Consider the following 23,792-nt stretch of genomic DNA (forward strand, 5'->3'; position numbering starts at 1 on the left):
TCGCTGACCCTGAGCGCGCCGGGCGCCATCGTCAACACCGCGCTGCTGTACGCGGCGAATAACCTGGCGCTGTTTGCCGACAGCATCACCAACCGGCGCGGCGACATCATGGCGGGGAACAACCTGTGGATGCAGCGTGATGCGGCGGGGAATGCGAACAGCCAGGTGGTGAACACGTCGGGGAATATTGAGACGCAGAATGGGGATATTGGGATCAGTACCGGGTATTTGCTGAATCAAAGGGATGGTCTGAAAGCAACAACTGTGCATACCTCAATGCCAACAGAAAGCTGGATGACAGGTGAATCGGTTATAAATGTCCCTGTCACAGCCTTAGCTGAAGGGAGTTATGGTTATTACTCCCAGTTACAAAGATGGCAAACGGGCACTTGCGCTGGGGGGCAAAACGGTGGGTGTAATTATCATGAGGCGATGTTTTATTACTATGCACCGTTTAAGGATGCTTCGACGCAAAAATTTGTAACGTCAAATACTGTTACAACGGTTACCGGAGGCAATAACCCTGCTGGTCGTATCAATTCAGGAAAAAACTTAGCTCTATACGCAACGTCTCTGGATAACCAGGCTAGCAATATTCTTGCAGAAGGAAACATCATTCTTGCTGGTGGGACGCTTAATAATCAAAGTTGGCAAGAGGGTATTCAGAACGAGTATTTGGTTTATAAATATTCATCTAAATATCAAAACGTTAAGCCTAAGTACGCTACGAATGAGCTGTCTTCAGCAAAAAATATTACCTTCAATAATGATTCGGTAATCTTCGCTTTAACTGGACATGATTCATCTTTTGAACCGGGTTCGTTATACCGCGCCGTCATCCAGGCGGGCGGTAACGTCACCGCAAACTTCACCAGCAACATCAGCAACACCAGTACCACCGCCAACGCAGGCGGCGTCAGCAACGTTATCTCCACCCCGTCGCTGAACACCCTCAGCAACCAGACCATCGGCAGCGGTGTGCAAAAACAGGGGCTGAACGCTGCCGGCAGCGTGGCGGTGACCTCGCCGCAGTGGAACGATCGGCTTCAGGGGGCGCTGCAGCAGCTTAACGGCGGCGGCGCGCTGGAAAACGGCGGCGCGTCCGGTACGCCTCTCAGCAACGTTGCCACCACGCAGAAAGGCAACGCGAACCTCGGCCAGCTGGGCGCACTGGCAAACGCCGGGGTCACCACGGCCGATCTCAGAACCGCTCAGGGTGGCGCCGTCGGGCATTATCAGGGCCAGCGCGTCGATACCAGCGCTTACCCGCTGCCGTCGGGCAACAACGGCTATTTTGTCTTCTCCGACAACCCGAAAAGCCCGTACCTGATCGGCATCAACCCGAAACTGAACGGTCTCGGACAGCTTGATCCCGCCCTGTTTGCCGACCTGAACGCAATGCTCGGGGTCAAACCGTCGTCCACGGCGCCGCAGGAGACGCGGCTGGCGTTTACCGACGAGAAGCAGTTCCTCGGCTCGTCCTATATGCTTGGCCGCCTCAACCTGAACCCGGACTACGACTACCGCTTCCTCGGCGATGCGGCGTTCGATACCCGCTATGTCTCCAACGTGGTGCTCAACCAGACCGGTAACCGCTACCTGAACGGCATCGGCTCCGATCTGGATCAGATGCGCTATCTGATGGACAACGCCGCGGCGGCGCAGCAGTCGCTGGGCCTGCAGTTTGGCGTCTCGCTGACCGCCGATCAGATTGCCGCGCTCGACCACAGCCTGCTGTGGTGGGAGAAAGCCACCGTCAACGGCGAAACGGTGATGGTGCCGAAACTCTACCTGTCGCCGAAGGACGTCACCGTCAACAACGGCAGCGTGATCGCGGGCAACAACGTCACCCTGAAGGGCGGCAGCATCACCAACGGCGGCAGCTCGCTGCTGGCGAAAAACAGCCTGACGCTCGACAGCCAGAACAGCATCAGCAACCTCAGCAACGGCCTGATGAAAGCGGGCGGCGACCTGAACCTGAGCGCCATCGGCGATATCAATAACATCAGCTCCACCATCAGCGGCAAAACGGTCGCGCTGGAGAGCCTGGACGGCAGCATCAACAACCTGACGCAGGTTGAGCAGATTGATATCAACGCCGGCGGGAAGTACGGCAACATCGGCCTGAAGGACACCCTGCTGGGGAACACGGCGTCCATTACCGCGCAGGATGGCCTGTCGCTTGAGGCGGGTAAAAACATCACCGTTACCGGGGCGAACCTGGCCTCCGGCGGCGATATGCTGCTGAACGCGTGGGGCGATATTGCCGTCAACGCGAATCAGATCAACGACGCATTCAGCTCCAGCCGGGAGAAAACCAGCCGTTCCTCCGTCACGTATCAGGGAAGTAACGTCACCGCGGGCGGCAACCTGCTGGTGAATGCCGGGCACAACCTTGACGTGACCGCCAGCGACCTGAAGGCGGGCGGCAGCGCGGGGCTGAGCGCGGGCAACGATCTGAACCTGAACGCGGCACAGACAAGCGAAAGCAGCCGGAAAGGGAAAAGCGAGTCCCACAGCACCGGGCTCGACCGCACCACGATTTCCGCAGGCGATAACCTGGTCCTGAAGGCCGGGCAGGATATCAACGCCCGGGCCGCCGCGCTGGCGGCGGAGAAAAGCGTCGGGCTGCAGGCGGGTCGCGACGTGAATCTGGCTGCGGAAGAGACCACGCAGGGCGACAGCTATAAATCAGGCCGTAAAAAAGTGATTAACGAGTCGGTTCGCCAGTCGGGAACCGACATCACTGCGGGCGGGAATGTGACTGTTATCGCCGGACGGGATGTAACGGCACAGGCTGCAGATGTCTATGCCGCAGGCAATACAGCCGTGGCCGCTGGGCGGGATATCACCCTTTCCACTGCGACGGAAAGTGACTATGCGTACCGGGAGGAGAAAAAGACGTCCGGTGGGTTCCTCAGCAAGAAAACCACTCACACCATCCACGAAGAGACGCATACGCGTGAGAAAGGTACGCAGCTTTCCGGCGACAACGTTGCTCTCCGGGCTGGTAACAACCTGACGGTGCAGGGCTCATCAGTTGCCGCTGAGCGCGATGTGGCTCTGAAGGCTGGAAATGATCTGACCGTGGAGGCAGCAACCAACACCGACACGTACTACGACATGAAGAAGACGAAGAAATCCGGCGTTTTCTCCAGCGGGTCGGGATTGGGTATCACCATCGGGTCGCAGTCTTCAAAAAGCACCCGACAGGGGGCAAATACGACGCAGAGCGATGCCCGCAGCACGGTGGGCACTGCTGGCGGTAATGTCATCATCAGCGCCGGAAATGACGTCCAGTTGAGTGCGGCAGATGTGGTTGCCGGAAGAGCGAAGGATGATTCCTCCCGCAAAACCGGCCATATCGATATCACTGGCGACAGCATCGCCATCCTTCCTGGACGGGATACGACCACTGAGTCCATGAAGCAGGAGTCCAAATCGTCTGGCGTTACGGTCAGTGTGAAAGCGCCATTTGAAGACACTGTGCGTAACGTGCGCGATATCGTGCGCGGTAAGGGCAATAGTGGCAATAGTGGCAATAGCACCGTCGATAAAGTGAAGGGGCTGGGGGCGGAAGGCGGTGCGCTCGCGCTTGACGGACCAGGGCAGATGATGGCTATTTCCGCTGGAAGCACCCGCTCTTCCTCTGAGTCGCACTACGAGGGCGAGTTTAACAGCGGCAGCCATCTTGCCGCCGCAGGCAATATCCAGATGACTGCCACCGGTAAACAGGGAGGCAGCAACAGCGGCAATATCCTGATTGCCGGAAGCCAGGCTAAGGCCGGTGAAACGGTGATCCTCGATGCGAAACGCGACGTTGATATCACCACCTCCACAGACAGCGAAAAATACGGCAGCAGCACTAAAAATAGCGGCTGGAATCTTTCGAGCGCCCTGAGCGCCGGAAGTGCTGTTCGCGCCATCTCGGGTGGGGGTTCCCACGGCAATCAGCTCCTGCCGGGTGGGATGAGCAAGGCGGAGAGCAACAGTAGCGGCACCCGAACCACACAAAACGCGTCGGTCATTCAGGGCTCAGATATTTACGTTAACAGTCGTGACGGCAGCGTGAATATCAGCGGCAGCCTGATGACCGCCACGGACGATCTTCTGCTGTCAGCCACACATGGGGATATATCCGTTTCTGCCGGACGCGATACATCGCGCAGTGAGAGCAGCGGCAGCAGCAAATTGCTGGGGACTCTGGGAGGCGATGGTTACAGCGCCACGGCAGGCTACCGCCATGAAAAAAACAGCAGTCGGGAAGATAGCAGCCTCGAAAACGGATTGCGCAGCCAGCTAAGCAGCAAAAACGGTAACGTTGTCGCGCAGGCCGGTAACGATCTCTCCCTGTCAGGTACGGATATCCGTGCCGGTAAATCGGTCTCACTCAGTGGCGAAAATGTCCTCATGGGGGTGAGCCGGGATACCCGTGACGGTGAAAACCACAGCAGCAGCGCCCAGTATGGTGTGACGGCATCTGCTGGGGGCTGGGCTGTTGAGGCTGCTAAAGCCGCTGAGACGGCCGCCCGCAGCGCAGAAAATGGCGATGATCCACGGCTGACCGCCATCAGAACAGGCCAGTCGGCGGCAACCGCGGCGCAGGGCGCTATGTCGGACTCGTCGCTCATCAAGGCTAAAGTGTCTTTAACGGCGGGGACGTCATCTCAGGACAGTCGTTACCACAGTACCGACACGCAGGGCACTACCATTAATGCCGGCGAGAATGTCTCTGTTCGTGCCGGAAATGACATTGCCGGTATGGGGGTACAGATCGCGGGTAAACACGTGGCGCTGGATGCGGGGCGGGATATTCTGCTGTCTGCCTCCCAGAACACAACCCACTCTGAGAGTAAAAACAGCGGCAGCCAGTTCAGCGTCGGTGTCGGTGTGAGCCTGATTGGTGCGCAAAACGGCATCTCGGTGGAGCTGGGAGCGTCACAGCATAAGGGCAAGGAAAACAGCCAGTCGCAGCGCAATACGAACAGCGTTGTCCATGCTGATGAACAGCTTACGGTGAACAGCGGACGCGACACCACCCTGAAAGGTGCGGAGCTGGAAGGTAACCGTGTGGTGGTCAACACCGGGCGCGATCTCACCATCAGCAGCGTGCAGGATACGGCCAGTTATGACAGCAGGCAGTCTTCGTCAGGCGCGTCCCTCAGCCTGTGCATACCGCCGCTGTGTTATGGTGCCTCTTCCGGTAGCGTCAGTGCATCGGGTGAGAATATCACCCAGAATGGTAAGAGCGTTGCTGAACAGAGCGGGATATTCGCAGGCAAGGGCGGCTTTGCTGTCACCACCGGAAATCATACCCAGCTTGACGGCGCGGTGATTGCATCCACGGCGTCTGCAGATAAAAATAGCCTCGACACGGGAACGCTGGGTTTCAGTAATCTCCACAACGAGAGCCAGACCAGCGGCAACGGCTACACGGTGGCGCTTTCCGGCAGCGCGGGCGGCAGCGGCAACGGTGAAAACCGCAACCTGGCACCGGCCATCGGTACGGGCCAGGCAGAAGAGATCCACACCGGCACGACCTCATCAGCGGTGAGTGGCGGTAGCATTGTCATTCGCAACCCGGCGGGACAGAAACAGGATATTGCTGACCTGAGCCGTGATACGGCTGACGCCCACCACGGCGTGGACGTGAACGGTGATGTGCAGAAGGTCAGGGATAACCTGGCGGTCCAGAGCGAAGGCGCGGCCCTGGCTACCTCTGCGCTGGATGCTTACGGCAAGTATGCGGAGCAGAAAGCGCGTGAATCCAATGCGGCGCTGGGCGCGAAGCTGGCGTCAGAAGGAAAACTGCAGGGCGATACGCCGCAGGAGCAGGAAGCGTTCCTGAAGACGCAGCCCGGATATCAGAATACCGAATACGGTCCGGGGAGTGCCTTCTGGACGAAGGGCAGCGCAGCGGCGGGATTACTGGCAGGTGCGCTTGGCGGTAACCTGAAGGCAGGCGCGGCAGCGGGGGCGGCCCCTCTGCTGGCGACCCTGGTCAAGGAGCAGAAAGACCCGACAGCCCGTGCCGCGCTGCACGGTATTGTGGCGGCGGCGCTGACGCAGCTGAGTGGCGGGAGCAGTACGGATGGCCTGAAGGCTGGTGCCATTGGAGCCATTACGGCCTCGGCGATGACCGACCACCTGGTCAGCGCGCTGTATGGAGATAAAAAATCCAGTGACCTGACTGCAGAGGAGAAACGGCTGGTCAGTAGCCTCGTGAGTATCGCGGGTGGGCTGGCAGGCGCTGCGGTGACGGATGGCAGTGTCTCCATGGCGGCGACGGCGTCTGAAACGGCGAAGGTGGAGGTTGAGAATAACTCGCTGAGTAAGGACAAACCAAATATCTTCGATATTAATCCAATGCTGAAAATTGGAATTGAGGATGCAGACGGAGAGTTGCTGAAAGGTGGCGGTGGAATAGCAAAAGATGGGGGGCGTGCAGTTAGTTCCCTGGAAGGAGCGAAGCTAAAAGAATACTATCGACAGGCTGAGAAATATGGGCAAGCTGGGGTTAAGGAACTGGAGAATGGAAATTATCGCTTTTATGGTGATATGACGCCTTCCAGAACAACTGGAGAAATGGCTGGAGCTCGACTGGTAAGAGAGTGGGATCCAAAAACAGGTCAAACCCGAACTTGGTATGAAACACTTGATCATGCTGGCAATATTCGTAGTGTGGCTCCGAAACCCGTTACTAATGATAAGAACCACCATATTTTTGATGCTGATGGGAATTATCAAGGAAGGAGATAAATATGAACGAACTTCCAACGCGTTACGAAATTTCTAGCGTAATTAATAAGTTGAAAGTGGGTGTGGTAGACAGAACCTACGTTGCTCAATGGGCTTTTTCAATTATTGATGCGGATGATATTAGAATCACCGATCAAGTTGCCTGGAAAGTGATTCAAAGCTTAGGTGCTGTCGATCTTCCTTCCTCAGATCGAGATTACTTGTATGGTATTGATGATTTTAATGATTGGTTGCGATTATTGGAATCATGATATTAGAGCTCCCGGCCGCCAATCCGGGATCTTACTTTTATCGGTCAGGAAAAAGAGACAAGGTGGGTGAAGGTCCATTACCTGCAACGACTAACGCTATCATCGATACCCTTTCTGAAACCGGAGATTTTTCAATAGGCTCCGCAGACTATGCTGCTGATGGTGCAGTAGCTCTGAGAGCCTGGCGATAGGTGACAGTTACTGCAATAAAGCTCTAAACGCCCTGGAAGGTAAGCATCAGGGTGTTGCAAATACCATAAAAAACCTGATGAAAACTGAAGCCTGGTCAGCTATTGGGGGAGATGGCAAATCAGGCTCTGGATGGGAATTAGCTCGCAGTGGAAGGTATGGATGCGCTGGCAGCATTGGCTCTACGCAGGATTGTCAAAGCAAAAAAGGCTGCATCCCGCAGCCTTTTCTCCTCACATTCACCCTTTCGGGAACACCCAAACATGCTTCTCAGGCAACGAAAGATGGCAGTGCTGCGGATCCCGAACCTCATGCCCATACGCGCGGATCACAAAATCATCCCCCACCGTGCGGAACAGGTACTCCCAGCGGTCGCCGAGATACATGCTGGTGAGCAGCGGCAGCTCAAGCTGATTTTCCCCTGGTCCCTCGACCACCGCCACGCGCTCGACGCGGATCACCGCAGTGCCTTCATCACCACTCTGTACCCCTTCACCGGCCTGGCCCCACAGCACCCAACCTTTTCCTTCGATACGCGCTTTGCCGTCGCGCACTTCGGTGACTTTGCCGTGCAGGCGGTTGTTGCTGCCCATAAACTCGGCGGTAAAAAGCGTTTTCGGCGAGCCGTACATCTCCTGCGGCGTGCCCTGTTGCTCAATTTTGCCGTTGTTAAGCAGCAGGATGCGGTCGGAAATCGACATCGCTTCGTTCTGGTCGTGCGTCACCATCAGCGCGGATAACCCGAGCTTGATAATCAGTTCGCGCAGGAACACGCGGGCCTCTTCGCGCAGCTTGGCGTCGAGGTTAGAGAGCGGTTCGTCCAGCAAAATCACCGGCGGGTTGTAGACCAGCGCCCGGCCAATCGCCACGCGCTGCTGCTGTCCGCCGGAGAGCTGGTGCGGGTGACGTTTGCCAAGATGGCCCAGACCCAGCTGGTCCAGCACGTCCTGCACGCGCTGCTGGATCTCTTTGGCCGGGACTTTGCGCAGCTTGAGCGGATAGGCCACGTTCTCAAACACGGTCTTGTGCGGCCACAGGGCATAGGACTGGAACACCAGCCCAAGGTTACGCTCTTCCGCCGGGACCTCGCTGCGCGGCGTGCCGTCGTAAACTTTATTATTGCCAATGACAATGGACCCCTGCGTCGGTTTTTCCAGACCCGCAACGGCGCGCAGGAGGGTGGTTTTACCGCTGCCGGAGGGGCCTAACAGGGAGACCACTTCCCCGCGCTTCAGGTTCATGGAGACACCTTTTAAAACAGGATTGTCGCCGTAGGTTAAGTGCAGATCGTCAACCGCTAATTCAATCATGTATTTTCACTCCGAAACGAAGGGCAATGCCCAGACCTACCACGACCAGCAGGATGTTAATGAAAGAGAGCGCCGCCACGATATCGATGGCACCCGCGGCCCAGAGGGACACCAGCATCGAGCCGATGGTTTCCGTGCCGGGTGAAAGCAGGTACACACCCGTTGAATATTCGCGCTCAAAGATCAGGAACATCAGCAGCCACGAACCGATAAGACCGTAGCGGGAGAGCGGGATGGTGACGTGGCGGGTGATCTGCCCGCGCGTCGCCCCGGTGCTGCGCGCCGCTTCCTCAAGCTCCGGCCCCACCTGCAGCAGCGTGGAAGAGATCAGCCTCAGCCCGTAAGCCATCCACACCACGGTATAGGCCAGCCAGACGCTGAAAATGGTGCTGCGCAGCGAACGCAGCCAGACGATGACGTTTTCACGCATCCAGTCGGTCCAGGCGAACCCGGAAAGCCAGCCGGATTTCAGCGAGTTATCCAGCCACATCGGCAGGAACAGGAACACCCACAGGAACGCCAGACCCGCCAGCAGGCCAGGCACGGCGCGCGGCACCAGCACGCTGTAGTCCAGAAAACGCGTGGTGTTGTCCGGCTTGCGGTGCATGGCAATGCCGACAAACAGGTAGCACACCACGGCCAGCGCGCCGCCAATCACGCCAATCGCCATGGAGTTGACGATGGCGCGCAGCAGGTTGGGCTGCGCCCAGATGGTGCGGAAGGTGTTCAGAGAAAGCTCGTCCCACAGCGAAACGCCCACGCCCCAGTTGGAGATAAACGCGCGCAATACCACGCCGAGCAGCGGAACGCCGATGGTGACGGTGAGCCAGAAGGCAATCACTCCGCCAGCCACCCAGCGCCATTTACCCAGCGGCAGCGCGCGGGCCTGCGAAGCCTTGCCCTTCATGGTGACGAAGCGGTTGGCGGTGCGCATCAGGCGACGCTGGAGCATCACCAGCGGGATTGTGATGCAGATCAGCACCACGGCAACCGCCGCCATCAGGTTATAGGATGGGGTGCCCATCTTGTTCGTCAGCTTATAGAGATAGGTCGCCAGCACCATGTTGCCTTCCGGGTCGCCGAGGACCAGCATCAGGCCGAACACTTCCAGCCCGAGGAAGAACAGCAGCACGGTGGCGTACAGAATGGACGGGCGCACCATCGGCAGGCTGACGGAGGTCATGACCTGCCAGGGCGACGCGCCTGCGGTGCGCGCGGCTTCTTCCACATCGGAGCCCACGCTGCGCAGCGCTGACGAGATATACAGATAGGCGTGCGGGACGTGCGTCAGGCCGGCGATGACCACAATGCTCGACATGTCGTAGATATTCCACGGCACAAAACCAATCAGCGCCTGAGCCCACTGGGAGAGAAAGCCCACCGGACCGGCGGCCACCACGTAGCCAAAGCCCAGCACCATCGGTGAAACGAAAATCGGGACCAGGATCAGCGGCTCAATCAGCCGGCGGCCGGGCAGGTCGGTACGTACCATCAGAAACGCCAGCACGCCGCCCAGCGGAATGGAGATAAAGACCAGCCCGAAAGCAAGAATAAAGCCGCTTTTCAGGGCCTTATAAAAATCAGGGTCGGTGAAAATAAATTCAAATGATTCAAAGCTCCACTCTTTTGACGGCGAAAAGAACGGGGCGGACAGGAAGCTCTGTATCACGATAAACGACAGCGGCGTATAGATAACCAGGGCGGTTATCAGCACGACGATGCCTCGCGGCAGGCTTTGCCACTTTCTGCGTAATGTATTCATGGGGTATCCCTGGTGTTGCAGCCCAGAAAAACGAACTCAGTCGATAAGGGAGCGCGGCGGCCTGCGCCGCGCTCAGACGCTTATTTACCGGCGGCGGTACGCCACTCTTTGATGTACTCCAGGCGTTTTTTCGGCTGCAGGTATTCCAGCAGCGTTTCATCAACCGGAATTGGCTTCAGCGCGTTGCCGAGGATTTTGGTCAGGCCGTCGATATCATTTTTCCCTTCGATATCGTTACGAATGGAGGGAATATCCGCCTGATTGGCCAGAATGTTTTGCCCTTGTTCAGACAGCACATAGTCCAGCCACAGCTTCGCGGCGTTGCTGTTTTGCGATTGCTGGCTGATGAACGACACGCGCGACAGCACCAGGGTGTAATCTTTTGGATAGGAAATGCCGAGCGAAGGATCGTTCTTCGCGCGCGCTTCCGCGTAGGAACCGAGGATGTTGAAGCCGATCAGGTTTTCACCGGAGGAGACGCGCTCCATCATGGTGCCGGTAGACGACTGCACCGATAAGCCACCTTTGGCGACGTCGGCCAGGGTTTTGAAGTAATTAGGATCGGCGTTGTGATCCTGAACCGAAAGCATAAAGCCCAGACCCGATTTTTCGATGTCGTAGGTGGTGACTTTGCCCTTGAATTTGTCCGTCTGGCTGGCAATCAGTTTCGCCAGCGCGGCGTGAGAATCCGGCACGTCGCCAGCCGGGATCAGGCGCTTGTTGTAGATAAAGACCACCGGCTCATAGGTAGTGCCATAAGCCTTATCCTTCCAGACCGCCCATTTCGGCAGCTGGCTTTGCTCCGGCGATTTATACTCCATGGCGTAGTCGGTGGCGAGCTTCAGGCCGGTGTCCATAGAGGAGCTCCAGACCACGTCGCCGCTCACGCCACCGGAGGCCTGTTCGCTGATGAAGCGGTTGTACAGCTCGGTGCTGTTCATGTCGTTGTATTCGACTTTAATGCCCGGGTAGGTTTTTTCGAAGCCCTGGATCAGCGGTCCGGCGGCCTTGATGTCGGTGGTGGAGTAAATAACAACCTTGCCCTCTTTCGTTGCGGCATCAACAACTTTTTGATATTCAGCAGGATAGCCCTGCGGCAGGGCAGAGAGTGCAGAAGCAGAGAACAGTACAGTAGCGGTAAGCAGAGAAATTCGGAACGTGTTCGACATTATAGTTAACCTTTTAGTTACATTTGAGGAACTAATTGTCAACATAGCGTATCGGGCTCCACCCACAAGAGGGTGAAGCGGGCAATGATTCCGAAGTGTGATTGTCGCCGTCGTTTCAGCAATTAACACCATAAAATCCGCGAACGTTAGCCTGTGAACGATTCTGGATTACGGTTTATCGGGCGCTTTGCGGTATAACCTTCGCGGATGACCTATATTGCCATACAGCATTTCGACGCTGATTAACCCGCTCTCCACGCAGTATTCAAGGTAGCGACGCCCCGTGGTTTTGCTGATCCCCACGTTTTCCACCACCTCTTCAACCGACATCGCGGTATCGGGATGCTCGGCGAACAGGTTTTTAATCCGTTCCAGCGTCTGGGGTTCAATGCCCTTCGTCGACGGCGTAATGGAGGCTTCCGCGGCGGGAAGATTAAACAGGCGATCCAGCGCATGCTGGTCGACCACCTTCACCTGCTGCACGGTGTGGATGAAACGCATAAACCGTTCCAGCGAGGCGTGCAGGCGCTGGAAAAAGACGGGCTTAATCAGGTAGTCAAACGCGCCGCTGCGCATGGCGTGGCTGCAGGTCTGCATATCGCTTGCGGCGGTGATGAAAATCACCGAGCATTCGTAGCTTTTCAGCAGCGGATTATCGATGAGCTCAACGCCTTTACCGTCCGGGAGATAGTTGTCCAGCAGGATAAGCCGCGGCTGATGCTGACGAATCAGGCTGCATGCCTGGTCAATCGACGCGGCGATGCCCACCACGCGCAAATGGAAATTCTGCTCGATATACTCGCGATGCAGCTCCGCCAGGTGCGGCTCATCTTCAACTATCACAACGTCAAGTGGTCGGGTGGTGCTCATGCTTTAGCCCTGTTGATCGGGGAGTAGAATAGGTATAAACACAGAAAAAATAGTGCCCTGCGGCGTGTTGTCGGCAATCTCAATGCTGCCGCCGGCCTTGTCGATATATCCTGCCACCAGGAACAGGCCAATACCGTGCTCGGTACCCACAATGTCGTTTTCGCTGTCCGGCTTGCTGCTGAATCCCTGGCGGAAAATGTGCGGCTTCAACGCATCGTCCACCCCGCAGCCCCGGTCAGCCACCTCGATCAGCAGCTCCTGGTTACGGTCAGAAATGTAGAGTTCTACCGGCGCGTGGACCGGCGCGTTGAGTGTCGCCTCCACGGCGTTGTCCAGCAGATTACCAATAATGGACATCAGCTCCGTTTCACTCAGCGCGGCAGGCATGCGGGTGAGCTGGCAGGCGGGGTCAAACAGCAGCTCGATGCCTTTTTCGCGCGCGCTGACGTATTTTCCGAGCAGCAGCCCGCACAGCGCCGGGGAGACAAAATGGGCTGAGACAAAGTCCAGCACGCGCTGCGCGCCTTCTGACTGCACCTGGATGTAACGGATGGCCTCGTCATAATGTTTCATCTGCAGTAGCCCGACGAGAGTGGCGGTCCAGTTCAGCTGTTCGTGGCGCATAATGCGCAGGTTATCCGCATAGCGTTTGATCTGACTGAGCTGGCTGCTGAGCGTGTTGATGTCATTTTTGTCGCGAAAGCTGTATACCCAACCGCTTTCAACGCCCGGTTCGACCTCAATGGCTACCCGGTTGACGATCACCTCGCGCTGGTTCAGCACCGCAATCTGGTCGTGGCTGCCAGCGCTCACCGAGGCGTAGCGCTGGGATAAAAACCCCGGCGCCGTCTGCAGAATGTCTTCCAGCGGTTTACCGATAAGTTCTTTCTCACTTTGCCGAATATCCAGCATTTCGCGTGCCGCGCGGTTAATTAAAATCAGCTGCTTCTCGCCATTAACGGCAAATACCCCTTCGTACATGGCTTCTAATAGCGCGCGCTGCTGCAAAACCAGCTGAGCGATATCTTTCGGCTCCAGCCGGAACATCTGTTTTTTTAAATTGCGGGTAAACAGCCAGGAGAAAATAAACAGCAGCAGCAGAAGCGCAGCGCCGTATAGCCCGGACTGCCAGAGAATGCGGGCGTTAATATTGGCAATATACGACGTCAGATAGCCGACCGAGACAATACCAATCACCTGATGCTGCGCGTTGAAGATGGGCGCTTTGCTGCGTAGCGACACGCCAATTCCGCCCTGACGCACGGAAATAATGGTTTTGCCCTTTAACACCTCGGCATTATCCCCGCCGATCATCGGTAAATTAATACGCTCCGGGGATTCCGAATGATAAAGGTGCTGCTCCTCGGTATCGCCAATCACAATGTAGCTGGCATCGCTTTCGGCGCGCAGCGGCTGAATTAACCGGGCTATTCCCGGAATATCTCTGGCCGCTACCATTGCCGCCAGACCCGGCATCAGCGCGATCTGGCTGGCCTGAACCCGGGCGCGCTGGCCGAGATCGTGATGGAGCTGTCGGTCAATAAAATGGAACAGGATTGTTCCCAGCAGAACTAACAGCAGGCAGGAGAAGCACACCAGCGCTAAAAACAGCTTTACCTGAAAAGAGAGTCTGCGTTTCATTCAACCTGCGGAAGTTATGTAAAAGTGACATTTGCCGAGCCTGACATGGGCCAATAGCGGACGCAATCTGGCGAGAAAAGAGTTGTGACCTGGCTTTTCGTTTTCGGCGTTATAGCCATCAGGATCCCGTAAGGCTATGCTTCATTCAGCACGATAATAATTACAGAGGCAATGTCATGGACAAAGAATTACTGGATGCGGGTTACCGGGCCTATACCGGCGAGAAAATTGACGTTTACTTCAATACCGGGATTTGCAAACACTCAGGTAACTGCGTGCGTGGGAGCGCAAAGCTGTTTAATCTGAAACGTAAACCGTGGATCATTCCCGATGAAGTGGACGTTGAAACGGTTGTACGCGTGATTGATACCTGCCCGAGCGGTGCGCTGAAGTATCGCCAAAAATAAGCGAGGAACCATGGATATTCTGGAAGGCCATAACAAGTTTTACGTCAATGATGCGAACGGCAACCAGGTCGCGGAGATTGTCTTTGTACCGACCGGCGAGCACCTGAGCATTATCGAGCACACCGACGTGGATGAGAGCCTGAAAGGGCAGGGCGTCGGTAAACAGCTGGTGGCGAAAGTGGTGGAGAAGATGCGCGGTGAGAACCGTAAAATTATCCCGCTGTGCCCGTTCGCGAAGCATGAGTTTGATAAAACGCGGGAATATGACGATATTCGGGCGTAAATAACACCGGCGATGGCCGGTGTTTTTTTATCTTACCTGCTCAAACAGCAATACCATAGCGATCAGCACCATTATCCCTCCTGACGCCATGCTCACCCTACGCGCCGCCTGTGGCCGGGTCGCCAGGACCGCTTTCGAACCATACCCCACCAGCAGATAGACCAGCGTACAGGTGATAAGGTGCATCACGCCAAGCGCGGACATCTGCATCGCTATCGACCAGCTTCCGGTCGGGTCGGTGAACTGCGGAAGCAGCGCCAGGAAAAGTAAAAAAACTTTCGGGTTGAGACCGCTAATGCAGAGCCCTTTCACCGCCCACTGTCTCCAGTTTCCCGCATGGTGGGTAGCCTTTTCCGGTGCGGCAGGGTGACGTAACAGTCCGATGCCAAGCCACAGGAGATACGCGGCCCCCGCGACGGTCAGCCCGGTTAACGCCATCGGGTGTTGAGCAATCACTACGCCCACGCCTGCCACCACAATCAGCGTGGCTAACAGATGCCCGGACATTAACCCCATCACCGCCGGTACCACGCGTCGCCCGTTAATCCCGGCGCTAATGGCGTAGGCCCAGTCGGCGCCCGGCGTCATGATAAGCAGAAAAGAAACCACCCAAAAGCCGGCCACAATACTCATTTCCATCGTCCTGAAGACTCCCGCAGTGCGTCAAAGGTTGAGAAAAAGAATATCGCTAACCCTGCGAAATAGGCTTTCAATGTTATGCTCATAACACCGTGAAAATGAGAAAATCTTCCACATGGATAGCATCGATCGAAAAATTCTTGCTGAGCTACAGTCTGATGGCCGTTTATCCCTGACCGAGCTGGCGGAAAGAGTGAATCTGAGCCTCTCGCCGTGCCATCGTCGCGTGCGGGCGCTGGAGCAAAGCGGGGCGATAACGGGATACCGTGCCAGCCTCGACCCCGCCAAAATGGGATTCAACTTCCTGGCGATAGTGTTTGCGACGCTGAAGGAGGGTGACAGAAAGGCGGTTAGCGCGTTTGAAGCGGCGGTGGAGGAAATCCCGCAGATCGTGCTGGCACAGCGTCTGTTTGGCGATCCCGATTATCTGATGCACGTCGTGACCCGCGACCTGTCCGCTTTCCAGAAACTCTACGACGAGAAGCTCTCCGCCATGCCCGGCGTGCAGCACCTTCGCTCTACGCTTGTGATGAAAACGGTCGTGCAGGACAGACCTTTTCCGCTGTAATCAGCAGGGCGAGACTGAGAGGCATGCCCGGCAGAACGCCGGGCATGCAGGGCGTTTAGCCGACAAACATCACCGACACGCACAGCACGCCGACGATCAGCGTCAGCAGGTTGCCAATGGAGCGGTACTGTTTCAGTGAGGGGATCAGATACGTCGACAGCGTCGGCATGATAAACAGGATCATGGCGATAAGCGGGCCGCTGATGGCGTAAATCATCGAAATGGCGTTCGGGTTAATGCAGCAGACGGCAAAGGTGATTAACGACACCCCCATAATGGAAATTGCGCGGTTAAAGGCGCGGCTCTTTTTCACGCCCACCTGATTGAGCGACGACTTCACGATCTCCGTCGCCCCTTCAATCACCCCAAAATAGGTGCCGAGGAACGATTTCGACATCGCAATAATCGCCACGATAATCCCGGAAATGCCCAGCCACGCCGGAGAAGAAGGCATCATCGACAGCGCGGACAGGATCGTTACCCCTTGCTCTTTGGCGGCCACAATGTACGACGGCGGAATTGAGAGCAGGCAGCTGAAGACAAAAAACAGCACGCTCAGGCAGATGATCAGGTACGCCACCTTCATGATTTTCTTGCATTTATCCATGGCACCGTCGGCAAATTTCTCGCGACGGTCAACGGCAAACGTTGAGATAATCGGGGTATGGCTGAAAGCAAACACCATCACCGGAATCGAAATCCATACCTGATGCAGCGTATGACGATCGAACGCCATCTGGCTGGTCAGCAGCGAAGGTTGCCAGCTTCCGGTCAGATAGAGCGAGACAAACAGAAAATAGGCAATCAGCGGAAACACCAGGAAGCCCATCACTTTTATCGTGATATGGCGCCCCATCAGGAAGATCAGATTCAGAACCAGCACCACTCCCAGGCTGACCAGAACGCGAACGGCGGTATCCACCGTCAGGTGTTTCGCCAGCTGCTCCGTGAGCGAGTTGGTGATGGCCACCGCATAAATCTGCACCACCACAAAGAAGGCGATGAAATAGAGCGTGGTGATCAGGTTGCCAATCTTCCTGCCGTAATAGTGCGAGACGGCGCCGGTGATCCCTTCATTGCCTTTTGTTTTTGACGACAGGATAAATTGCGCCAGCGCCCGGTGCGGCCAGTAGGTTAAGGGATAGGCCACGAGGGCGGTAATAAACAGGACGATAGCGCCTGCGGAGCCCAGCTGAATGGGCAAGAACAGCGTTCCTGCGCCCACGGCCGTGCCATAGAGAGCGAAACTCCAGAGAGTCTCATCTTTTGACCAAATTTTCGACATTAGAGCAACGTATCAACTATCAAACCATCGGAATGGCGTGCAATTTACCATAGTTATGCCTGAAGAGCGCAGTTGCTTCGACGGAGTTTGGCCGGAACGGGCGTCCGGCCAGAGGCGGTTTAGCCTGCCAGGGCGCGCCGTTGCTGGCGACGCTTAAGAAATTTCTCGCGCAGGCTATCGTATGCCCAGTTATAAAACATGGTGTACGGCAGGAAGAACAGGAAGAAACCTATTTCCAGCGTGAATGCCTGAAGCAGGGTAACGCCCAGCACGGCGGCGACAATCGACACGCCAATCACGATAAACCCGCATTCGAACCCCAGCGCATGCAGCGCACGCACTTTTGCGGTACGTTTGACGCGCTGAACCGGCCAGAAACGGTCGAAGCCGAAGTTATAGATAATGTTCCAGAGCATGGCGGTGGTGGCCAGAATAATGGTCAACCCCCCCATCTCCACCACGGAACGCTGCATGAGCCACGCCGCCGTAGGGGCGAGGATCGCCGTAGCAATCCCTTCGAAACAGACAGCATGAAAGATCCGCTCCGGCAGTTTACGTTGGAGTGCATCCTGATGTTGCATAGTCATAGACCTCATTAATTCGCCGGTATGGGCGTTGATGCAGCCTATTTTCATCGCTAAAGCTGATATATTAAAGATAGTATCCATCGCTAAAGTAGATAGGTTGTGCGCTATTCACCCGAAGCCCTCAAGGCGTTTGTCGAGACCGTTGCGGCGGGCTCTTTTTCCGCTGCCGCGCGAAGGCTGCGTAAAAGCCAGTCGACGATCAGCACGTCAATTGCCAATCTTGAAGCCGATCTGGGTTTCGAGCTGTTTGACCGCTCGGCACGCCAGCCGGTGTTAACGGTCCAGGGAGAACAGGTGCTGGGCTACGTGCAGGCGATCCTGGCCGCCAGCACGCGGCTGGATGAGCTGGCGGTATCGCTAACGGCGCAAACGGAGGCGCGCCTGACGTTTGTCCTTTCCGATACCCTCAACCCGGACGTGCTGGAAGAGATGATGAAACAGTTTGACGCGCATTTTCCCCATACGGAATTCGAATGTCTGATTGGCGAGGAAGAGGACGTGATCGATCTGCTGCAAAAGGAGCGAGCGCAGATTGGCCTGACGGAAGCGCGCGACGGTTACCCTACGGATATTGGCGTCACCCGCCTGCCGATGCAGACCCGCATGGCGATCTACGTCGCGACCACGCATCCGCTGGCAGGACAACATGACGTTCAGTATGACGAGCTGCACGGCTGGCGGGAGCTGCGGCTCAGCACCTATCTTGAGCGCGAGGCTGAGATCGCGCGCGGGCCCGTCTGGTCAGCACCAAATTACCTGTTACTCTTGAGTATGGCGGTACAGGGATTTGGCTGGTGCGTGCTGCCGTGCGCGCTGGTGGATGAATTTGCCGCCGCGAAATCCCTGGTACAGCTCAATGTTCCCGGTTGGCCGCGGGCGATCGGCATCGATCTGCTGTGGAATAAACGATCCCCTCCCGGCGTTGCCGGCAGCTGGCTGCGGCAGTATCTGCAGGATGCGCGCTGATCCTTGTGATTAAACTCACTATTTTTAAACAATTAAGATAATTGCCAGTAACAATCCTCTACTATCGTCATGTCATTTAACACAGAGGTCGTGATGAAAGATGTCGTAATAGTGGGTGCGTTGCGTACAGCTATCGGCTGTTTTCAGGGAGCGCTCGCGCGTCACTCGGCGGTTGACCTGGGCAGCGTGGTGGTAAAAGCGCTGGTGGAACGCAGCGGGATCGCAGCACATGAAGTTGATGAGGTGATCCTGGGACAGGTTCTCACGGCCGGTGCCGGGCAAAACCCTGCGCGTCAGGCGGCGCTGAAGGGCGGGCTGCCCAATACCGTTTCGGCCATCACCATCAACGACGTCTGTGGTTCAGGATTAAAAGCGCTGCATCTCGCGACGCAAGCCATTCAGTGTGGTGAAGCGGACGTGATCATAGCGGGCGGGCAGGAGAATATGAGCCGCGCGCCGCACGTGTTGACCGACAGCCGGACCGGCGCACAGCTTGGCAACAGTCAGCTGCTCGACAGCCTGGTGCATGACGGGCTTTGGGATGCGTTCAATGACTATCATATGGGCGTGACGGCGGAAAACCTGGCGCGCGAGTACGGCATCAGCCGTGAGGTGCAGGATGCCTATGCGCTAAGCTCGCAGCAAAAAGCGCGTGCGGCAATTGATTCCGGTCGCTTTCGCGACGAGATTGTTCCGGTCAGCACGCAGCGTCAGAGCGGCGAGCGTATCCTCGTGGATACCGATGAACAGCCGCGCACTGACGCCAGCGCAGAAGGCCTGGCGAGGCTGAACCCCGCGTTTGAAATGCAGGGCTCGGTGACGGCGGGAAATGCTTCTTCCATTAACGACGGCGCTGCCGCCGTTATGATGATGAGCGAAAGCAAAGCCCTTGAACTCGATCTTCCGGTCCTGGCCCGCATTAAGGCGTTCGCCAGCGTAGGGGTTGATCCTGCGTTAATGGGGATCGCACCGGTCTACGCGACCCGCCGCTGCCTGGAGCGCGCGGGGTGGCAGCTTTCGGATGTGGATCTGATCGAGGTGAACGAAGCCTATGCCGCGCAGGCGATCTCCGTCGGAAAAATGCTTGAGTGGGATCCTCTGCGGGTCAACGTTAACGGCGGCGCGATCGCGCTGGGCCATCCTATCGGTGCGTCCGGCTGCCGAATCCTGGTTTCGCTGGTCCACGAAATGAAAAAGCGCAATGCCCGCAAAGGGATTGCCACACTCTGTATAGGCGGTGGGCAAGGGGTGGCGCTGGCCATCGAACGCTAACCTCTTCTCATTAAAAATGACCTCCTCCGGGAGGTTTTTTTTCGCGTTTTTTTTCTCCCGGCGGCTTAATTGTGATCCGATCATCATTTTCGCTATAAACAAAAATAAAAATGAAACGTTGTTTTAAATATAATTGAAAAGCCCGCTTTATGCCGATAGTATGTGCTCATTATGAAAAACGGAACGCTGTTTCGTTTATTTCCGCCTTCGGGCATGACCACATCTGGAGGTTACCGTGGACGTCAGAGAAAGCATCCACAGTGCGCACGCCAAAACGCTGGATACTCAGGGGCTGCGCAATGCATTTTTAGTCGAGCAGGTATTCGAGGCCGACAGGTACACCATGGTTTACAGCCATATCGACCGCATCATTGTGGGCGGGATTCTGCCGGTCACGAAAAGCGTCTCCGTGGGCGGTGAGGTCGGTAAACAGCTGGGCGTGAGCTACTTCCTCGAGCGTCGCGAGCTGGGGGTGATTAACATCGGCGGGCCGGGCACCATCACCGTAGACGGAAAATGCTATGAGATTGGCCATCGCGAGGCGCTGTACGTGGGTAAAGGGGCGAAAGACGTGGTCTTTGCCAGCATCGACGGCAGCAGGCCCGCGAAGTTTTACTACAACTGCGCGCCGGCTCACTCCACCTACCCAACCAAAAAAGTGACCACCGCAGACGTCGCACCCGTGACGCTGGGCGACAACCTCACCAGCAACCGCCGCACCATCAATAAATACTTCGTGCCGGACGTGCTGGAGACCTGCCAGCTCAGCATGGGATTGACCGAGCTCGCGCCAGGCAACCTGTGGAACACCATGCCGTGCCATACCCACGAGCGCCGGATGGAAGTCTACTTCTACTTCAACATGGATGAGGACGCCTGCGTATTCCACATGATGGGACAGCCGCAGGAAACGCGCCATATCGTGATGCACAACGAGCAGGCGGTGATTTCACCGAGCTGGTCCATTCACTCCGGCGTAGGGACGAAAGCCTACACCTTTATCTGGGGAATGGTGGGGGAAAACCAGGTCTTTGATGATATGGACCACGTTGCGGTCAGCGATCTGCGCTAGTCGCGGGCGGTGAAGCATAAACCTGCCTGTGAGTGACAGGCTCTGAAAGAGTAAGGAATAAACATGATTCTGGATGCATTCTCTCTGCAGGGGAAAGTGGCTGTGGTTTCCGGGTGTGACACCGGGCTGGGTCAGGGAATGGCGTTAGGCCTGGCGGAAGCGGGCTGCGATATCGTCGGAATTAATATCGTTGAACCGACTGAGACCATCGAACGCGTGACGGCCCTGGGCCGCCGTTTCCTGAGCCTGACCGCTGACCTGCGTAAAATCGATGCCATACCTGAACTGCTGGACCGCGCGGTGGCTGAATTCGGTCATATCGACATTCTGGTGAACAACGCCGGGCTGATCCGCCGCGAAGACGCGATCAGCTTCAGCGAGCGCGACTGGGATGACGTGATGAATTTGAACATCAAGAGCGTATTTTTCATGTCCCAGGCGGCGGCGAAGCATTTTATTGCGCAGGGGAAAGGCGGCAAGATCATTAACATTGCCTCTATGCTCTCGTTCCAGGGCGGCATCCGCGTGCCGTCTTACACCGCGTCCAAAAGCGCCGTAATGGGCGTGACCCGCCTGCTGGCAAACGAATGGGCGAAACATAACATCAACGTGAATGCGATTGCGCCGGGCTACATGGCGACCAACAACACGCAGCAGCTGCGTGCTGACGAAGAGCGCAGCGCGGCGATCCTGGAGCGTATCCCTGCGGGACGCTGGGGTCTGCCGAGCGATCTGATGGGGCCGATTGTCTTCCTGGCCTCCTCCGCATCGGATTACATCAACGGTTACACCGTGGCTGTAGACGGCGGCTGGCTGGCGCGTTAATTCCACCTGTATTAAGAACCTCTGCCTGTGGGCGGAGGTTTTTTTTGCGCAATAATTGGCTTAGTCCATATCGATAAAGATGAAAAATCCATACTAAAAAATCGCAAATGACGGCAATCACACTTTTATTGCTTAAATATTAACTTATTAGTAAAAATACGTGATTATTCGCCACGAGTTGAAATTGTAATGTCCATCACAGAACCGTATGCCGTAGCGGAATAATCCATAACTTCGCGATTTCCTGCCTGACACTTTTCTTCGCTTTCTCGTAATTTCAGTTAACGAATTTTGCTGTTGAGGCAGGAAAAATATGACATCGATAAATGACTCTACCCTAATGCCCGCTGCGCTGCGCGATACTCGCCGCATGAACCAGTTTGTCTCCATTGCCGCCGCCGTGGCGGGCCTGTTATTTGGACTGGATATCGGCGTCATTGCCGGCGCATTACCGTTTATTACCGATCACTTTACCCTTAGCAGTCGCCTGCAGGAGTGGGTGGTGAGCAGCATGATGCTCGGCGCGGCCATCGGCGCGCTGTTCAACGGCTGGCTGTCGTTCCGCCTGGGGCGCAAATACAGCCTGATGGTCGGGGCGATTCTGTTCGTTGCCGGCTCCATTGGCTCGGCGTTTGCCGCTAATGTTGAAATCCTCCTGCTCTCCCGCGTGCTGCTGGGCGTGGCGGTGGGGATTGCCTCCTACACCGCGCCGCTTTATCTCTCCGAAATGGCGAGCGAAAACGTGCGCGGCAAGATGATCAGCATGTATCAGCTGATGGTCACGCTGGGTATTGTGCTGGCGTTCCTGTCTGACACCTACTTCAGCTACAGCGGCAACTGGCGCGCGATGCTGGGCGTGCTGGCCTTACCGGCGCTGGTGCTGATCGTCCTGGTGATTTTCCTGCCAAACAGCCCGCGCTGGCTGGCGCAAAAAGGGCGTCACGTGGAGGCAGAAGAGGTTCTGCGCATGCTGCGCGATACCTCAGAAAAAGCGCGCGAAGAGCTGAACGAAATCCGCGAAAGCCTGAAGCTAAAGCAGGGCGGCTGGGCGCTGTTTAAGATCAACCGCAACGTGCGCCGCGCGGTCTTCCTCGGTATGTTGCTGCAGGCAATGCAGCAGTTCACCGGCATGAACATCATCATGTATTATGCGCCGCGCATTTTCAAAATGGCCGGGTTTACCACCACGGAACAGCAGATGATTGCGACTCTGGTGGTCGGGCTGACCTTCATGTTCGCCACCTTTATTGCGGTATTCACCGTGGACAAAGCCGGGCGTAAACCGGCGCTGAAAATTGGCTTCAGCGTGATGGCGCTCGGCACGCTGATCCTGGGCTACTGCCTGATGCAGTTTGATAACGGCACGGCCTCAAGCGGGCTTTCCTGGCTTTCTGTCGGTATGACCATGATGTGTATCGCAGGTTACGCGATGAGCGCCGCGCCGGTGGTGTGGATCCTGTGCTCCGAAATTCAGCCGCTCAAATGCCGTGACTTTGGCATCACCTGTTCCACGACCACCAACTGGGTGTCGAACATGATCATCGGCGCGACGTTCCTGACGCTGCTGGACGCGATTGGTGCAGCGGGAACCTTCTGGCTCTACACGGTGCTGAACGTGGCGTTTATTGGCGTTACGTTCTGGCTGATCCCGGAAACCAAAGGCGTGACGCTGGAACATATCGAGCGCAAGCTGATGGCAGGAGAGAAACTGCGGAACATCGGCGTGTGATTGTTTTGCCTGTTCGAAGGCTTCACTCTATGCCGTAACTGGAAAAGAAAAAGGTGGCTTAGCCACAATAATAATGTGACTAAGATCACTACTAACTCTGGTAGGGAGTAGACACAGAGAGGGAACTGGCATTAGGATTTTTCTTAGATTGTTGAATTGTCGGGCCACCGCTATCAATTGAGCAAAGACGCGTTGCAGCCGGAAAAAG

General features: G+C 56.4%; 17 protein-coding genes and 2 pseudogenes. 11 read left to right on the top strand and 8 right to left on the bottom strand.

All coding sequences use genetic code 11. From position 1 onward, the window contains the following. The 3 genes and pseudogenes from HCH49_RS22395 to HCH49_RS16235 all read left to right on the top strand — a co-directional run. Positions 1-3,933 (top strand): annotated as a pseudogene (locus HCH49_RS22395) (hemagglutinin repeat-containing protein); the annotation flags it as partial. 45 nt (positions 3,934-3,978) lie between these two features. Next, positions 3,979-6,759, top strand: a pseudogene (locus HCH49_RS22400) (hemagglutinin repeat-containing protein); the annotation flags it as partial. A 2-nt stretch (positions 6,760-6,761) separates the two neighbouring features. Further along, the gene (locus HCH49_RS16235; protein WP_058841043.1) at positions 6,762-7,010 is read left to right on the top strand and encodes a hypothetical protein; all 249 of its coding nucleotides are present in this window, start codon (positions 6,762-6,764) and stop codon (positions 7,008-7,010) included. A gap of 428 nt (positions 7,011-7,438) precedes the next feature. Here the strand turns inward: HCH49_RS16235 and HCH49_RS16240 are convergent, their stop codons facing one another. From HCH49_RS16240 to HCH49_RS16260, 5 genes are all read right to left on the bottom strand, one after another. Then, positions 7,439-8,509: an ABC transporter ATP-binding protein gene (locus HCH49_RS16240; RefSeq protein WP_121932230.1), complete on the bottom strand. Its 1,071-nt coding sequence runs from the start codon at positions 8,507-8,509 to the stop codon at positions 7,439-7,441. Beyond that, on the bottom strand, positions 8,502-10,271 hold the full coding sequence (locus HCH49_RS16245; RefSeq protein WP_023309073.1) for an iron ABC transporter permease: 1,770 nt from the start codon (positions 10,269-10,271) through the stop codon (positions 8,502-8,504). Before HCH49_RS16245 ends, HCH49_RS16240 begins: the two co-directional genes overlap by 8 nt. Positions 10,272-10,351: 80 nt before the next feature. Then, entirely contained in the window at positions 10,352-11,440 is a 1,089-nt protein-coding gene (locus HCH49_RS16250) for an ABC transporter substrate-binding protein (RefSeq protein WP_023309072.1), read from the bottom strand. 168 nt (positions 11,441-11,608) lie between these two features. Further along, complete coding sequence (locus tag HCH49_RS16255; RefSeq protein ID WP_221703001.1) at positions 11,609-12,310, bottom strand: response regulator; 702 nt, start codon at positions 12,308-12,310, stop codon at positions 11,609-11,611. Between the two features lie 3 nt (positions 12,311-12,313). Next, positions 12,314-13,951, bottom strand: coding sequence for a sensor histidine kinase (locus HCH49_RS16260; protein ID WP_221703002.1), 1,638 nt, complete (start codon positions 13,949-13,951; stop codon positions 12,314-12,316). 176 nt (positions 13,952-14,127) lie between these two features. On the opposite strand from HCH49_RS16260, the gene yjdI reads away from it, so the two are divergent. Beyond that, positions 14,128-14,358 (top strand): 4Fe-4S mono-cluster protein YjdI, encoded by a 231-nt coding sequence (gene yjdI, locus HCH49_RS16265; RefSeq protein WP_008499689.1) that lies wholly within the window; start codon positions 14,128-14,130, stop codon positions 14,356-14,358. A 10-nt stretch (positions 14,359-14,368) separates the two neighbouring features. Beyond that, positions 14,369-14,641 carry a GNAT family N-acetyltransferase gene (locus HCH49_RS16270; RefSeq protein WP_008499687.1) on the top strand — a complete coding sequence of 91 codons (273 nt, stop codon included), beginning with the start codon at positions 14,369-14,371 and terminating at the stop codon, positions 14,639-14,641. A gap of 27 nt (positions 14,642-14,668) precedes the next feature. Here the strand turns inward: HCH49_RS16270 and HCH49_RS16275 are convergent, their stop codons facing one another. Next, a complete protein-coding gene (locus HCH49_RS16275; protein ID WP_221703003.1) occupies positions 14,669-15,280 on the bottom strand; it encodes a LysE family translocator in 612 nt (203 codons plus the stop codon). 115 nt (positions 15,281-15,395) lie between these two features. Here HCH49_RS16275 and HCH49_RS16280 point away from each other — a divergent pair, with 115 nt between their 5' ends. Continuing rightward, positions 15,396-15,848 (top strand): Lrp/AsnC family transcriptional regulator, encoded by a 453-nt coding sequence (locus HCH49_RS16280; RefSeq protein ID WP_029742214.1) that lies wholly within the window; start codon positions 15,396-15,398, stop codon positions 15,846-15,848. Positions 15,849-15,903: 55 nt separating this feature from the next. On the opposite strand, the gene HCH49_RS16285 is transcribed toward HCH49_RS16280, so the two are convergent. Beyond that, positions 15,904-17,133 carry an amino acid permease gene (locus HCH49_RS16285; protein WP_048979854.1) on the bottom strand — a complete coding sequence of 410 codons (1,230 nt, stop codon included), beginning with the start codon at positions 17,131-17,133 and terminating at the stop codon, positions 15,904-15,906. 119 nt (positions 17,134-17,252) lie between these two features. Next, positions 17,253-17,714, bottom strand: a complete 462-nt coding sequence (locus HCH49_RS16290) for a multidrug/biocide efflux PACE transporter (protein WP_023309065.1) — start codon at positions 17,712-17,714, stop codon at positions 17,253-17,255. 105 nt (positions 17,715-17,819) lie between these two features. On the opposite strand from HCH49_RS16290, the gene HCH49_RS16295 reads away from it, so the two are divergent. The 5 genes from HCH49_RS16295 to HCH49_RS16315 all read left to right on the top strand — a co-directional run bounded on the left by HCH49_RS16295 (position 17,820) and on the right by HCH49_RS16315 (position 23,584). Beyond that, positions 17,820-18,686 carry a LysR family transcriptional regulator gene (locus tag HCH49_RS16295; RefSeq protein WP_221703004.1) on the top strand — a complete coding sequence of 289 codons (867 nt, stop codon included), beginning with the start codon at positions 17,820-17,822 and terminating at the stop codon, positions 18,684-18,686. Between the two features lie 93 nt (positions 18,687-18,779). Further along, positions 18,780-19,958: an acetyl-CoA C-acetyltransferase gene (locus HCH49_RS16300; RefSeq protein ID WP_038417283.1), complete on the top strand. Its 1,179-nt coding sequence runs from the start codon at positions 18,780-18,782 to the stop codon at positions 19,956-19,958. A 235-nt stretch (positions 19,959-20,193) separates the two neighbouring features. Beyond that, the gene (kduI, locus tag HCH49_RS16305) at positions 20,194-21,030 is read left to right on the top strand and encodes a 5-dehydro-4-deoxy-D-glucuronate isomerase (RefSeq protein ID WP_039263316.1); all 837 of its coding nucleotides are present in this window, start codon (positions 20,194-20,196) and stop codon (positions 21,028-21,030) included. Between the two features lie 63 nt (positions 21,031-21,093). Next, positions 21,094-21,855: a 2-dehydro-3-deoxy-D-gluconate 5-dehydrogenase KduD gene (gene kduD, locus HCH49_RS16310; RefSeq protein WP_221703005.1), complete on the top strand. Its 762-nt coding sequence runs from the start codon at positions 21,094-21,096 to the stop codon at positions 21,853-21,855. A gap of 313 nt (positions 21,856-22,168) precedes the next feature. After that, positions 22,169-23,584 (top strand): sugar porter family MFS transporter, encoded by a 1,416-nt coding sequence (locus HCH49_RS16315; protein WP_032660200.1) that lies wholly within the window; start codon positions 22,169-22,171, stop codon positions 23,582-23,584. Positions 23,585-23,792: the final 208 nt, after the last annotated feature.

The sequence above is a fragment of the Enterobacter sp. Y17 genome, assembly GCF_019730495.1.
GTDB lineage: Bacteria > Pseudomonadota > Gammaproteobacteria > Enterobacterales > Enterobacteriaceae > Enterobacter > Enterobacter asburiae_B.

What these genes read in the sequence shown, in the direction of transcription:
- HCH49_RS16235 (WP_058841043.1), top strand. Translation starts at nt 6,762, where the DNA reads ATGAACGAACTTCCAACGCGTTACGAAATTTCTAGCGTAATTAATAAG.
- HCH49_RS16240 (WP_121932230.1), bottom strand. Translation starts at nt 8,509, where the DNA reads ATGATTGAATTAGCGGTTGACGATCTGCACTTAACCTACGGCGACAAT.
- HCH49_RS16245 (WP_023309073.1), bottom strand. Translation starts at nt 10,271, where the DNA reads ATGAATACATTACGCAGAAAGTGGCAAAGCCTGCCGCGAGGCATCGTC.
- HCH49_RS16250 (WP_023309072.1), bottom strand. Translation starts at nt 11,440, where the DNA reads ATGTCGAACACGTTCCGAATTTCTCTGCTTACCGCTACTGTACTGTTC.
- HCH49_RS16255 (WP_221703001.1), bottom strand. Translation starts at nt 12,310, where the DNA reads ATGAGCACCACCCGACCACTTGACGTTGTGATAGTTGAAGATGAGCCG.
- HCH49_RS16260 (WP_221703002.1), bottom strand. Translation starts at nt 13,951, where the DNA reads ATGAAACGCAGACTCTCTTTTCAGGTAAAGCTGTTTTTAGCGCTGGTG.
- yjdI (WP_008499689.1), top strand. Translation starts at nt 14,128, where the DNA reads ATGGACAAAGAATTACTGGATGCGGGTTACCGGGCCTATACCGGCGAG.
- HCH49_RS16270 (WP_008499687.1), top strand. Translation starts at nt 14,369, where the DNA reads ATGGATATTCTGGAAGGCCATAACAAGTTTTACGTCAATGATGCGAAC.
- HCH49_RS16275 (WP_221703003.1), bottom strand. Translation starts at nt 15,280, where the DNA reads ATGGAAATGAGTATTGTGGCCGGCTTTTGGGTGGTTTCTTTTCTGCTT.
- HCH49_RS16280 (WP_029742214.1), top strand. Translation starts at nt 15,396, where the DNA reads ATGGATAGCATCGATCGAAAAATTCTTGCTGAGCTACAGTCTGATGGC.
- HCH49_RS16285 (WP_048979854.1), bottom strand. Translation starts at nt 17,133, where the DNA reads ATGTCGAAAATTTGGTCAAAAGATGAGACTCTCTGGAGTTTCGCTCTC.
- HCH49_RS16290 (WP_023309065.1), bottom strand. Translation starts at nt 17,714, where the DNA reads ATGCAACATCAGGATGCACTCCAACGTAAACTGCCGGAGCGGATCTTT.
- HCH49_RS16300 (WP_038417283.1), top strand. Translation starts at nt 18,780, where the DNA reads ATGAAAGATGTCGTAATAGTGGGTGCGTTGCGTACAGCTATCGGCTGT.
- kduD (WP_221703005.1), top strand. Translation starts at nt 21,094, where the DNA reads ATGATTCTGGATGCATTCTCTCTGCAGGGGAAAGTGGCTGTGGTTTCC.
- HCH49_RS16315 (WP_032660200.1), top strand. Translation starts at nt 22,169, where the DNA reads ATGACATCGATAAATGACTCTACCCTAATGCCCGCTGCGCTGCGCGAT.